General features: G+C 48.8%; 13 protein-coding genes. 10 read left to right on the plus strand and 3 right to left on the minus strand.

Annotated elements, in window-relative coordinates; translation table 11 throughout:
- Nucleotides 1–22: 22 nt before the first annotated feature.
- Both ACR6Z4_RS07235 and ACR6Z4_RS07240 read right to left on the minus strand, forming a co-directional pair.
- Complete coding sequence (locus ACR6Z4_RS07235; RefSeq protein WP_479716567.1) at nucleotides 23–1,228, minus strand: glycosyltransferase family 4 protein; 1,206 nt, start codon at nucleotides 1,226–1,228, stop codon at nucleotides 23–25.
- 155 nt (nucleotides 1,229–1,383) lie between these two features.
- Nucleotides 1,384–1,770, minus strand: coding sequence for a hypothetical protein (locus ACR6Z4_RS07240; RefSeq protein ID WP_479716568.1), 387 nt, complete (start codon nucleotides 1,768–1,770; stop codon nucleotides 1,384–1,386).
- A 146-nt stretch (nucleotides 1,771–1,916) separates the two neighbouring features.
- Between ACR6Z4_RS07240 and gloB the strand changes: the two genes are divergently transcribed.
- The 6 genes from gloB to ACR6Z4_RS07270 all read left to right on the plus strand — a co-directional run bounded on the left by gloB (nucleotide 1,917) and on the right by ACR6Z4_RS07270 (nucleotide 8,713).
- Nucleotides 1,917–2,690, plus strand: a complete 774-nt coding sequence (gene gloB / locus ACR6Z4_RS07245) for a hydroxyacylglutathione hydrolase (protein ID WP_479716569.1) — start codon at nucleotides 1,917–1,919, stop codon at nucleotides 2,688–2,690.
- 265 nt (nucleotides 2,691–2,955) lie between these two features.
- Nucleotides 2,956–3,417: a 50S ribosomal protein L9 gene (gene rplI, locus ACR6Z4_RS07250; protein ID WP_479716570.1), complete on the plus strand. Its 462-nt coding sequence runs from the start codon at nucleotides 2,956–2,958 to the stop codon at nucleotides 3,415–3,417.
- Between the two features lie 474 nt (nucleotides 3,418–3,891).
- Nucleotides 3,892–6,534, plus strand: a complete 2,643-nt coding sequence (locus ACR6Z4_RS07255; protein WP_479716571.1) for a replicative DNA helicase — start codon at nucleotides 3,892–3,894, stop codon at nucleotides 6,532–6,534.
- A 118-nt stretch (nucleotides 6,535–6,652) separates the two neighbouring features.
- Nucleotides 6,653–7,297, plus strand: a complete 645-nt coding sequence (locus ACR6Z4_RS07260; RefSeq protein WP_479716572.1) for an L-threonylcarbamoyladenylate synthase — start codon at nucleotides 6,653–6,655, stop codon at nucleotides 7,295–7,297.
- 167 nt (nucleotides 7,298–7,464) lie between these two features.
- A complete protein-coding gene (locus ACR6Z4_RS07265) occupies nucleotides 7,465–8,067 on the plus strand; it encodes a hypothetical protein (protein WP_479716573.1) in 603 nt (200 codons plus the stop codon).
- Nucleotides 8,068–8,464: 397 nt separating this feature from the next.
- Nucleotides 8,465–8,713 carry a DUF4278 domain-containing protein gene (locus ACR6Z4_RS07270; protein ID WP_479716574.1) on the plus strand — a complete coding sequence of 83 codons (249 nt, stop codon included), beginning with the start codon at nucleotides 8,465–8,467 and terminating at the stop codon, nucleotides 8,711–8,713.
- A gap of 156 nt (nucleotides 8,714–8,869) precedes the next feature.
- On the opposite strand, the gene ACR6Z4_RS07275 is transcribed toward ACR6Z4_RS07270, so the two are convergent.
- On the minus strand, nucleotides 8,870–9,391 hold the full coding sequence (locus ACR6Z4_RS07275; RefSeq protein ID WP_479716575.1) for a hypothetical protein: 522 nt from the start codon (nucleotides 9,389–9,391) through the stop codon (nucleotides 8,870–8,872).
- Between the two features lie 509 nt (nucleotides 9,392–9,900).
- Here ACR6Z4_RS07275 and ACR6Z4_RS07280 point away from each other — a divergent pair.
- The 4 genes from ACR6Z4_RS07280 to cobQ all read left to right on the plus strand — a co-directional run bounded on the left by ACR6Z4_RS07280 (nucleotide 9,901) and on the right by cobQ (nucleotide 13,312).
- Nucleotides 9,901–10,320 carry a VOC family protein gene (locus tag ACR6Z4_RS07280; RefSeq protein WP_479716576.1) on the plus strand — a complete coding sequence of 140 codons (420 nt, stop codon included), beginning with the start codon at nucleotides 9,901–9,903 and terminating at the stop codon, nucleotides 10,318–10,320.
- Nucleotides 10,321–10,532: 212 nt separating this feature from the next.
- Nucleotides 10,533–10,676 carry a high light inducible protein gene (locus ACR6Z4_RS07285; protein WP_479716577.1) on the plus strand — a complete coding sequence of 48 codons (144 nt, stop codon included), beginning with the start codon at nucleotides 10,533–10,535 and terminating at the stop codon, nucleotides 10,674–10,676.
- Nucleotides 10,677–11,150: 474 nt separating this feature from the next.
- Entirely contained in the window at nucleotides 11,151–11,567 is a 417-nt protein-coding gene (locus ACR6Z4_RS07290) for an Npun_F0494 family protein (RefSeq protein WP_479716578.1), read from the plus strand.
- A gap of 242 nt (nucleotides 11,568–11,809) precedes the next feature.
- Nucleotides 11,810–13,312 (plus strand): cobyric acid synthase CobQ, encoded by a 1,503-nt coding sequence (cobQ, locus tag ACR6Z4_RS07295; RefSeq protein WP_479716579.1) that lies wholly within the window; start codon nucleotides 11,810–11,812, stop codon nucleotides 13,310–13,312.
- Nucleotides 13,313–13,340: the final 28 nt, after the last annotated feature.

Genomic DNA, 13,340 nt, shown 5'->3' on the forward strand with positions numbered 1-13,340 from the left:
TAGACTTACCAGTTACGTTGTCTTATGCATTAACTAGCAGGCAACGCTCAACCACCTCCGAGAGAATAGTTGTCATCGCATCAGTACTGTAATATTCTACGCATCTTGCCCGAGCTTGCCTTCCGTTAGCCGTTGCTTCGTCCCAGTGATCAAAAATCCATTGAATTTGGGTGGCAAGCTCAGCAGGTGCACTCGGCTCAACTATATACCCTGCACTTCCAAGAATCTCAGGAATATCGCCCACTCTTGTGGTTAAAACAGGTTTAGCCATTGCCATACCGTCGGTCAGTTTCAAGGGAAACTGAGCTTGAGACGTAGCGGTTAAGCGTTGTGGCACCACCACAATATGGGCAGCCGCAACAACCTCAGCCATTTTTTCATAGGGAAAGGTGGGCATTCGAATAATCCACTTGCCCCATTGTTCTAATAGTCTGTCATCGTAGTCATCAGGTTTCCGTCCCCCCACAATGACCAATCTCAAATCCGGTTGATTGAGTTGCTCAAGCGCCACCAAAACATCTTCTAGCCCCTTATGCGGTCTGGCAGTACCAGGAAACATCAGCACCCGATAGTCTGATAACCCAAATCGTTTTCTGCTGGCTTCCGGGTCAAATTGGTCGGGGTCAAAGATCGAGGTATCTTTCCCGTTCGGCAAGTATGTTCCGCCGTAACGGGTTTGCAGGAATTTAGTATCAACAGTGATGGCATTCGACCGACTCACTAAGTTTTCCATCCATTCCAGATAGAGCCGATGTTCTGGCTCTCGCAGCGCACCATCTGGTTTCAGGATATCTCTAGCTAATTGTTTTGGGGTCGGACGATATTTATGGTCATCGCCACCCATCCAACTCAATTCCCAATCATCGACATCTAAGATGACGGGTTTGCGATCGCTGAGTTGTTTGAGTAATGCGATGCCAAAACTGGTGGGTCTGGGCTTTACAGCATAGATAATGTCGCCATCAATTACTTTGAGTAATTTCCAGACCTGACTGAATAATTGTGGATAGCGAGCGCCGGGTAATGCACACACCGGCAAATCGGGAGGAGGTGTCGGATAAATGTCCTTACCGAAGAAGAACCCCACTACCTTAACGTCGTAGTGGAGTTTTTGAAGCGCTTTCGCTAAGAGATAAACTCTTGTGACCCCTCCTCCCGATAAATCAGGAGCAATCAGCGATATTTTAGGGACGTTGCTCCTGGCAGGTTTGTGAGAATTCACAATCATGAGAAAGAAACTGAATGAAGGAGTCGCACAGATAGAGAGTTTAGAAAACTGATTGATTTTTAAATCGAGTTTGCAGGTCTGTTCGAGCTTGCAGGTCTGTCAAAACAATAGACTGACTTGTTATCCACCCTCAGTTTGTACGCATCAGGAAATATCTAATTAATCAACCGCAGCCGACCTACTTGAATATAATCAAAAATTCGGTTGATTTGACGGCGTTCGTCATCTGTCATTTTTTGATCAGAAAGGATTGCAGAACTTAATTGCAAATACTGCTGCCGGTTCATATGACCGGCTTCAATTATATGGTCAATAACAGTATGGATAGACGGAGTAGATTTACTCATCTTCATAATAGACGACACCATAGGGTAACCCTGTGCTGCACGAAAGGTTTTCAGGACGGATGGGAGCCATATCACTCCCTTATTCAAATTCTCATCTAGCCACCCCAATCTCTGGGCAAAGCTAGGATAATCAAGCTGTAAAGAGTTTATAAAAGTTACCTGGTGGCAACGGAGATGCGCATAGAGTTTACCCACACTCTTTCGATAGTGGGGATCACTCTGTCAATAAAACCTGGACGGTCAGTACAAGCAATGGGGCGACGCCGCGCTTCCTTGACTAACCGTTGGTTTTAGCCAATCTATGATCCTAAGAGTACCCAATTTATCGGGAGTAAATATGCATGCAGGTTTATCGTCTCCCTGCTTTATTTGATAATTACATTTTTCTGTTGCACGATCCTGAACGCCAGGTTGCTGCTGTGGTCGATCCGGCAGACGCAGAACCTGTACTGAAACAGTTGCAGCACTTAAACGCATCCCTGATTGCTATTTTTAATACCCACCACCATGGCGATCATGTGGGTGGAAATACGGAACTGCTACATCATTTTCCAGAGGCGATTGTTTACGGGGGAGCCGAAGATCGGGGTCGGATTCCGGGACAACAGGTCTTTTTAAAAGAAGGCGATCGCATTTCATTTGCCGATCGAGACGCCGAAATCTTTTTCGTGCCGGGTCACACCAAAGCCCATATTGCTTACTACTTTGCAGGGCGATCGCCCCAAGAAGCAGGGGAATTATTTTGTGGAGACACCTTGTTTGCCGGTGGATGCGGCAGATTGTTTGAAGGCTCTCCGGCTCAAATGGTGGCGTCTCTAGGGAAACTGCGACAGTTGCCAGACAATACAAGAGTGTGGTGTGCCCATGAGTACACCTTCAAAAATCTCCAGTTTGCGCTAACGGTTGATGCCCAAAATTCTGCCCTGACAACCCGATTTGAGGATGTTAGACAGTTGTACCACCAGCACCAACCCACCGTGCCATCGTGGCTCGGACTGGAAAAACAAACCAATCCCTTTTTGCGCTGGGATCAACCGGCTCTACAAGCCCAAGCCAACACCAAAGACCCCGTCGCAACTTTCGCGCATCTGCGCTGCCAAAAAGACAATTTTTAAACCCCATGTTTCGCGAGAACGTCGTGTTCCTGGCAGAAAGGCAAGCGATCGCAATTTGAACGGGATTCAAAATTTTGGTTGCATTTGCGAACTCTATTTCGGTAGGATGATAGCTTGGGTAAATTTTGGATAGTGCAAAACAGTGCTTGTCTCAACTCAGATGGGAACGTCTATCTCTCAAGCAGACTAATCTCTCGGAGATAACCAGACGGTATAGATAAGACAAGATACAAGCCGTTATTAGTTTAGAAGTTGGTAGAGGATCATGGCTAAGCGGGTTCAGTTAGTCCTTAATCAAGATGTCAGTAAGCTTGGGAAAACAGGCGACCTCGTTGAGGTTGCCCCCGGATATGCAAGAAATTATCTGATCCCCCAAGGGTTGGCACTCCGTACGACCCCTGGAATCTTGAAGCAGGCAGAGCGACGGAGAGAAGCACGACGGCAGCAATTGTTAGAAGAGAAGAGGCAGTCGGAAGAAATTAAGGCAGCACTGGAAAAATCAGGTCGCTTAAGTATCGCGAAGCAAGTCGGCGAAAAAGATGCGATTTTTGGAACCGTGACGGATCGGGAAGTTGCAGAAGCAATCCTATCTTCGACCGGACAAGACATCGATCGTCGCGGCATTACGGTTCCTGATATTCACAAACTGGGAACGTACAAAGTCGAGATCAAGTTGCATCCCGAAGTAGTTGCCACCATTGAGATTCAAGTGGTTGCCCTTAACTAACTCAAGGGATGGTTACTCTCACAAGTAGCCCTGACATTGAGCAACACCAATCGAATGATTGAAAGACGCTATTGGGCGTGCGATGCACGCCCAATAGCGTCTTTCTTTTGATGTATTCCCAAGGGTATGAAATACGCATTTGTGTGGGAGAGCCGCGCTCCGCGCGGCTCTCCCACACAAATGCTCATCTATCCAGGTGCGAAGCGCTACGATACAAATCATCTACAATAGTACTAAAGTACTTTTTAGACATCCAGGATTCCACGATTATTTCTTCTTCAGGTGGCACCTGGCACCTGCTATATTTGTGAACTGCCTGTCGGATTTCACAGGCAACCTGGTTACAATATGGAAGGATTGAATCTTAACACTATATGTAGAGCTTTATAGGGATTGATCTGCTACAAATAGTCGTTATCCCTTCCTCTCTTCACCTCAGACAATTCTCAGACGCTTACCCCTACGGCATCAACTATGGTTCAGGAACTGAGTTTTCAAGGCTATGGCGATCGCCTTCCTCCACAAAATATTGATGCAGAAGAAGCTATCCTGGGCGGCATTCTTCTCGATCCAGAAGCGATTAACCGAGTCGTTGAGATCTTGCGTCCAGAAGCTTTCTATATCAGTATTCATCAAGAGCTTTATCGAGCCGCATTAGCGCTACAAGCCCAGGGGAAACCTACAGATTTAATGAGTGTTGCCAGTTGGCTGCACGATCAGGGGTTATTAGAAAAAGTCGGTGGACATAGCAGTTTGGCACAACTGGTAGACCGCACCATCAGTGCAGTCAATATTGACCAGTACGCCCAACTGGTAATGGATAAGTATCTGCGTCGTCAACTGATTCAGGTGGGCACCGAAGTGACGCAGTTGGGGTATGAAGTCAGCTCACCCCTGGAACGAGTTTTAGATTTATCTGAGCAAAAGATTTTTGGCATTACCCAGGCACGCCCGCAACGCAGTCTGATTTCAACCGCCGATATTCTCACCTCTACCTTCTCAGACATCGAAAGCCGATCGCTGGGGTTGGTGCTACCCGGAATTTCCTGTGGCTTTTATGATCTAGATGCCATGACCCAGGGGTTTCAGCGCTCTGATTTAATCATTGCTGCGGGTAGACCGTCGATGGGCAAAACCAGCTTCGTTCTCAATATTGCCCGCAATATCGCTGCATTTCATAAGCTACCCGTGGCAATTTTCAGCTTAGAAATGTCGAAAGAGCAGTTGGTTTACCGCTTGTTGTCTAGCGAAGTCAAGATTGAGAGTGGTCGGTTGCGATCGGGTCGGGTCAGTCAAACGGAATGGGAACCACTGGGGCACACCATCAGCTTTCTATCCCAATTGCCGGTTTTTATCGACGATACTCCCAACATTTCTGTGACAGAAATGCGATCGAAAGCGCGACGATTGCAAGCCGAACAAGGGGGCGCGTTAGGCTTAGTGCTGGTTGACTATTTGCAATTGATGGAAGGCAGTGGCAGTGAGAATCGGGTGCAGGAATTATCGCGGGTGACGCGAGCCCTCAAAGGACTTGCCCGTGAACTCAACGTACCCGTCATCGCCCTCTCTCAATTGAGTCGGGGTGTAGAGTCGCGCACCAACAAACGCCCCATGATGTCAGACCTCCGAGAGTCAGGCTGTCTCACAGGAGATACCTTAGTCACGATGGCAGACAGTGGCACAGCAACCCCCATTCGTGAACTAGTGGGTCAATCGGGGTTTGCTGTCTGGGCATTAGATCAAGTGACCATGCAGTTAAAGCGATCGATCGTCAGCAGCGCCTTTGCGACTGGCGTTAAACCTGTTTTTCGGATGACGACAGGGCTGGGACGAACGATTCGGGCAACAGCAAATCATAAGTTTCTCACGATTCACGGGTGGAAGCGGTTAGATGAACTGCAAGCGGGCGATCGGCTGGCATTGCCTCGTCAATTGCCAAGTTCATCAACCCAAACGATGAGTGATGCTGAACTTGCCCTTCTGGGTCATTTAATCGGGGATGGCTGCACTCTGCCTCGGCATGTGATTCAGTACACCACGCGAGAAGAGGATTTGGCAGATACGGTTGTACTTCTAGCAACACAGGTATTTGGCGATCAAATTAGTCCGAGGATCTCAAGGGAGCATGACTGGTATCAGGTTTATCTTCCTGCCAGCCAGCGTTTAACGCATGGGGTGAGAAATCCGATCGCTCAGTGGCTAGATAGCTTGGGTGTGTTTGGATTGCGTTCTCATGAAAAAGTTGTTCCGAGCCAGGTTTTTGAACAACCCCAAGCTGCGATCGCTACTTTCCTACGTCACCTGTGGAGTACAGATGGCTGCGTCAAGTTAGTGAGCGGCAGATCATTCCGTCCGATCGCCTACTACGCTAGCAGCAGCCTGCAATTGGCAAAAGATGTACAATCGCTGCTGATTAGGTTGGGTATTAATGCTCGTCTTTCAGTTCATGCCCAAACTGGCAAGGGGCGCGACCAGCATCACGTCACCGTGACTGGTAAGCCAGATATTCAGAAATTTATCGATCAAGTAGGAGCCGTTGGGCACTACAAACGAAGTGCTCTGGATGAGATTCAACGGCACATCGAAATTCGGGTTGCAAACACCAACCGGGATGTGATTCCGTTTGAGGTTTGGAGGCTACACGCGGTTCCTGCCATGCAGGTAAACGGATTGACAGTACGTCAGATGCAAGCAGGGCTGGGAATGGCTCATTGCGGTACGACGCTTTATCAACAGAATATTAGCCGCGATCGCGCTTTAAGATTAGCGCAAGTAGTTCAATCAGAAACGATCGCCACTTTAGCCAATAGTGATGTGTATTGGGATACGATTGCGGCGATTCTGCCAGATGGAGAGGAAGAAGTTTTTGACCTTACCGTTCCTGGATTACATAACTTCGTTGCCGACAATATTGTGGTTCACAACTCAATTGAGCAAGACGCGGATCTGATCATCATGCTCTATCGGGACGAGTACTATAACCCGGATACGCCCGATCGCGGGATTGCAGAAATTATTATCAACAAACACCGGAACGGGCCTGTGGGTACAGTCAAGCTCTTATTTGAACCTCAATTTACCCTCTTCCGCAATCTCGCCGCACCCAATCGAGCATAGGCATCGAAGATTGCATAAAATCTAGACGGTCATGCTTGGCAGGACAGCGTTGCTGCCCTATCAACCCCACGTTTTCCGACGAATTACCTCTTCGATCCTTAGCATCAGCATCACACTCATGCCTCAAGTTTCCCTGGCTGAATTAATCCAAGCCGCTCGTTTGGGCGATCGCTTAATTAGCTTTCCGACTGACACCGTACCGGCTTTAGCCGCTCGACCAGACCGAGCCGAGTTAATCTTTGCGGCTAAGCAACGGAGCCAGACCAAGCCGCTGATTCTCATGGCTGGAGAGATAGAGGACTTGTGGAATTATGTCAAAGGCACCCCAGACGAGTTCGCCATCTGGCAATCGGTGGCTGCGAAGTATTTACCGGGAGCATTGACATTGGTGTTACCGGCTAGCGATCGCCTGCCCCCAGCCATGAACCCAACGGATCCAACCACGATTGGGATTCGAGTCCCCGATCGGGCGATCGCCCGCCATATTTTAAATCAGACAGGTCCACTGGCAACCACCAGCGTAAATCGGTCGGGCGAACCCCCGTTAGAAACGATCGCTGCCATCAATGCTGACTTTCCAGAGGTGCTAACCCTTGCCCCAGGAGAGCTACACACCTTTGAAAGCGCCTTTCCATCCACTCTGCACGCTCAGGCAGACACCAGCACTGGTGGGGGAGTTCCGTCTACAGTCATCCAATGGACAGGTAAAGGGTGGAACGTCTTGCGCCGAGGCAAGATTGTGCCAGATGAAAAAGAGGAATAGGAACCTTAACTTTTGCCGATCTGCCGCGTCTTGAGGTTGTAGAACACAATAGACCTCTTGCAAATTAAGTTTTTAGGGTCAGTTTGAGCGGGGGCAAAGCCCTCGTCCAAACTCATCGGCAAGAACACTAATCACGACAACCTACGGGCATCTGACGAACATACACGATGAAACGTTCACTCACAAACTTAGCAGTACTGGCATTCGTAGGATTAGGAGTCGGTAGTTTGGGGCATCCTGCCAACGCGACAGCCACGGAACACCGCAAACTCGATCAGACTCAAATCATGGCGATCGCCACACCAGAGGCTACACCATCCCCTAACAAATCCCACTCGCTACCCGCGTCCTCTTCATCTCTACCCACGGCTGTATCGCTACCCACGGCTGTATCGTCTTTACCACCTGGTTCTACCCAATCCTTTCCAGTCGTGATTGTGCCAGCTTATCCGCCGATCGCTTCAACTCCTACGCCCGATCCAATTGCCACGACACGGTTGCCTGATTCAGTCATCCCGCAAGGGTCTACCTATCGAGTCGTGGTCTATGCCAGTAGCACGAGACGACAAGCACGAGTCAGAGCAATTGTGTCCGATGCCTTTCGCACCACAATTAACGGACGCTCGGCAATGCAGGTAGGGTTATTTCGCGATCGCGCCAGCGCAGACGCTTTGCAAGCCCGTCTGTTACGCGATCGCCTCAGAGCGCGCATTATTCCCCTGAGTCCAGACAACACAGCTACCTCCAGCCTGCCACCCCTGCCGCTATAGACTTGCGTCATCGATTTAAAAGTGATGGATTGAAAAACGTCGCGACGCGACGCTTTTCAATCCATCACTATGCTGATTCTGAGCGCATATAGCAATCCTATTTGATCTGTGAAAATGATCCGGTGTGAAAGCGCCCTTCGGGCGGGCGCTTTCACACCGGATTTAGGATCGCTATAGCACTATAGAAATTTTTTGTTATGCGTGGCGAGTTGCATCCCCCCACATTACTCCACCCTATAAAAATGCGTAAGTCCTTATTGCAATTCATTGCAACCGTTATAACTCCATGACAATTTCGATATAACCAATTGACAGAGAACTGACGAATAGTAACAATAGATACAGAATTAATTTTGAGTCTCTGATGTCTGCACATTTGAGTATCCCATAGGCAAGGGTGTCTGTCGCTGACGGATTGCAGTTTTCCCCTTGCGTTTATCCCCCTTCAGTCAGAGGTAAGTTGGTCATGGAGTTGCATTACAGAGGTGCCATTTACAAAACCCCATCGGTTGCCGTGGAAATGACCGATGCAGAAACGGTCGGTCACTATCGGGGTGTCAGTTTCAGGTTGCGTCAACCCAAGCGTCCCGCTGCTCAAGAGTCTGTTAAATATCACCTAAAATATCGAGGTGCATGGGTTAACTAAAGTAATGTAGCTAATCCCTAAGATACAAGGAGAGGATAGGCGATCGCCTATCCTCTCCTTGTGTTTTCTCAAGCATTGCTAAGTTTGGGGATAAATTTGAACATAAACCCTTTGGGTTCGCCTTCAAATTCATCCCGCTATTAAGTAAGCAATGCCTTATCTGCCAATGCTGGAACTATATTGTGGGCAGTGCGTATTAATAGCCGCAACAGTAACAGCTGCTTCAAAACTGGGTGGGATTTGCCGATCAGATTGCACCGTTCTCAGCCGATCAATACTGCCACCATCCAGTAAAAACGGACAAATAGTTTCGCCATAATCCACCACTTTCTCGCGTCCAACAGATTCAGCAAACTGCCGTGCCGTCGGGCTAGCCGCAATCAAAAAAGCTCGCCAAAAGGCATCTTCTCTAGACCCATCTGCACTCGGCACAATCACCGCATTTTGATACAGCGCTCTATTACTACAGTAATCTGCCAGGGCAACCACCTGCCCATTGGCATCAATCACGGTCAGACCGGGATAAAAATAGAGCCCACAAATTCCTAATGCAGGTTCAACCGCCTCGGCAGCTTCATCTTCATCGGCATGGGCAGGTGGTGTCATGCTCCAGCCGACTAACAATGCAGGGACAATCAAAGCGATCGCACGAATGGTTAAGCGAGCAGTATTTAACATGGTCACGATCAAATCATTTCCGTTTCTAAGATAGCCAAAGAATCTCTTCTGTCCAACCTCTATTTAGACCCCAAACGTTTATTTTTGGCAGGGCGGCGACGCGTTTCCAAACATAAATCGTCGATTTTATTCAATCCATGATTCTAAGTAGTGTTATTCACAAATGGGGTTTGGAAATAAAACCAGGGGGTTTGGGGGCTGCGCCCCCAGCCAGGGGTTCCACCCCTGCACCCCGAATTCCTTCTCCTAATTATGGTGCGATGGACTAAGGATCGTGGATTTAATAAAACCCGATTCTTTTTGAGAGAGCGGCGGCTCCGCCGTCGCTCTCTCAAAAAGAATTACAGATTAATTAATCTGTGATCCTAAAAGCCTATCTGGAAAGTTGATATTTCAGATAGGTTTTTCAGGATCGCACCTGCCATACCCCTTCGGTTTCAGCCAATCTATACCCATGCGGTGAGCTTGAGTCTTCACCCGATCTACCCCAAAATCTGGAAAGAATTGACATGACTATACGACCCTTTCATGTGGCGTTCCCCGTCACCAACTTAGAGGCAACCCGCGAATTTTATCAAACTGTTTTAGGGTGTACCGTCGGCAGAACCAGCGATCGCTGGCTTGACTTTAACCTATATGGGCATCAAATTACTGCCCATCTCTGCACCGACACAGGTGCCCAGACCGAAACGAACCCGGTAGATGGCAGAGCCGTACCCGTTCGACATTTCGGTGTCATTCTAGAGATGGAAGACTGGGAAGCTTTAGCTAAAAGACTCCAAGACCACGGAATTAAGTTCCTGGTCAACCCCTACATTCGCTTTAAGGGCGACATCGGCGAACAAGCAACGATGTTTTTGCTGGACCCCAGCGGCAATGCCCTGGAATTTAAAGCATTCAAAGAAGACTCCAGGATCTTTCAACGCTAGTGCATGGGTAACACTTCGGATTACAAAATTAAACCCCATAACTTTTTTGGGAGCGTGTGGCGGAGCCACACGCTCCCAAAAAAGTCATTCAAGTTATTTTTATGAGCGTCCTTAAATGTGAGGTGACATCCCCGCATCGTCAGGTTGCGATCTTTTCTAAAGCGTGTTAACTTTTGTATCAGAAGCTTGAAGTCTGAGAGGTTTTCTGAATCATGGAAAAGCAAGATGCAAAGTTCGGGTTTACTCAAATCGCTGAAACTTGGAATGGTCGTCTGGCTATGCTGGGCTTCGCCATTGGTCTAGCAACCGAGTTGTTGACGGGTCAAGGAATTTTGTCTCAAATCGGTTTGATGTAATTTCAATTCACTATCGTCTGTCACGTTTGAATCATCCTTAGCCAGGGCGCAAAATTCTGCGCCCTTTTCTTTTTGCTGCTTTGCCTGAAGTCGCCCCCTTCCCAGAAAAAGGGCATAGAATAGACACGGGTAATGTTCTCAAGATTGAGTTAATGTTGGGTGAAAGCGGTGCAACGTGCTGCTTTTAACCAACATCAATGTCGCATTAATGGCAATTTTTTGTGAAGCTGTGCAGTTCACGGGGGTAAAGCAGGCTATGCTGCCTTCTGATTACGCCTCAGCTTCGTAGAACACTGGCATCTCAACCCGATTCAGCATAGATATCCCTATCGTGCGGATCTGTTGCCACAGAGCATCACCTTAGGTTGCGTTGACACCATGCAGGAGTTGACTCCTGAGGCACTGTCTTCGCTCTCACCTAAAAACTGGAATCATTTACCAAGCTCATCTAAATCAGCACATTGGCACTGTTTCATGGCTTCTATAGGATCTCAGGCCGCTCAACCCATTGAATATTCTCGTCAGGCGACGCAGCGTGCCGAACGAGCCGTCATTTGTTCGCCATTTCAATTACAGTTATTTGCCACGATGCGATGGCAAGGTGTAGCGTTGAGGGCGATCGCCAATGCCGAAGGAACCCGCAACCGCTATACGCGGCGCATTCTACCGGAGATGGCGGTAGAAAATCATCTGCTCTGGTTAATTCAGGTGGGGGTTTTACGCCGCGAAGTAGATGGCCAAGGGTTAACGGATAGCTTCCGGCTGACTCCGCTAGGACGGCAATTGCTCGATAAATGGCAACAGATTGGTGGTTTGCCACCGGCTTCCCTGCTCGATCACTTGTACAATGCCTGGCATCGGTGGGCTAGGTTACCAGCTTGGATATCGTAAATCAGGTCATGTTCAACCCCAATTGATGATTTGACACCCAACCAGGTGCTGAGTTCAGTCCATTCCAGTTGCTACAGACACTGCTCAGGCAGTACTTCCATGGCAAAAGTTGACTCCCCAGCCTAGCTGTCAACTAAGACAAACTCCCTGGTACCCTTCTCAAAAAATCAAGAATGGTGTTAGAACATTACCCGTAAAGACACAGTAGCAACAGACTGTTAGGGGTTCTTCGGAGGTTTTGAATGAAAGCCATCATGGTTGTCGGGACTACATCCCATGCAGGGAAATCGCTCCTGACGGCAGCGTTATGTCGGATCTTGTCTCGACGAGGATGGCGAGTTGCCCCCTTCAAGGGGCAAAATATGGCACTCAATGCCTACGTCACGGCTAGTGGTGGCGAAATTGGTCATGCGCAGGCAGTGCAGGCATGGGCAGCCGGTGTCACGCCTCGCACGGAGATGAATCCAATTTTGCTCAAGCCTCAGGGTGATATGACCTCTCAAGTGATCCTCAAAGGTAAACCTGCTGGTCGAGTCAGTGCAGCAGATTATTATGAGCAATTTTTTGACACGGGTTGGCAGGCGATCGAAGAATCATTGAGCCGATTGAATGAAGAATTTGATTTACTGATCTGTGAAGGGGCAGGCAGTCCGGCAGAAATTAATTTAAAGCATCGCGACTTAACTAATATGCGAGTCGCGAAGCACCTCAACGCCGCCACCATCTTAGTCGTCGATATTGATCGAGGTGGCGCATTTGCCCATGTAGTCGGCACGTTAGAGTTGCTAGAACCGGAAGAACGGGCACTGATCAAAGGCGTTGTCATCAATAAGTTTCGAGGTCAGCGATCGCTTTTGCAATCGGGCATCACCTGGCTTGAAGAAAGAACGGGTATTCCAGTCATTGGGGTCATTCCCTGGCTCGATCAACCCTTTCCCGCAGAAGACTCTCTATCCTTGCTCGATCGATCGCCCAACAATAGCCCCAGTGCCGATCTAACGATCGCCGTCATCCGTCTCCCTCGAATTTCTAACTTCACCGACTTTGATCCTCTGGATGCGGAACCCAGCGTATCCCTCAGATATGTAGGGTTAAAAGATTCTCTGGGGCATCCCGATGCCATCATTTTGCCCGGTTCCAAAACAACCATCGCCGACCTGGTTGCCATGCAACGCACTGGCATTGCCGAAGCCGTCCAAAGCTACGCAGCCGCAGGCGGAACCATCTTAGGCATCTGCGGAGGATTCCAGATGATGGGCAAACTGTTAGCCGACCCCGAAGGCATCGAAGGCCAGGAAGGTCGATATAAAGGGCTGGGGCTGGTGCCGCTAAAAACAGTCATCACGGCTCAAAAGATCGCTCGACAACGCCTGGTCACCTCTAACTTCCCCCAACCTGGCTTACCCGTATCGGGCTATGAACTGCATCAAGGACGCAGCCACCTGGTTGATACAGAAGCCAATCCAGACGGAGGCGTCGTCTTCAAATCATTGTTTGATGACAATAACTTGGGCGTTGTCGATGTAACCCAGTCAATCTGGGGCACCTACCTGCACGGCATTTTTGATAACGGTCCCTGGCGACGGGCATGGTTGAACCGCTTGCGTCAACAACGCGGCTTAAAATCGTTACCAACGGGCATTCCCAACTATCGCGATCAGCGAGAAATGATGCTGAACTCTCTGGCAGATGTGATTGATAACTATTTAGATTTATCTAAAATCTTGCCGCATTTAGAAGGATGAAATATTCATCTCGATGTCCCTCTGCGTC

Source organism: Calyptranema fuscum S582 (genome assembly GCF_055793305.1).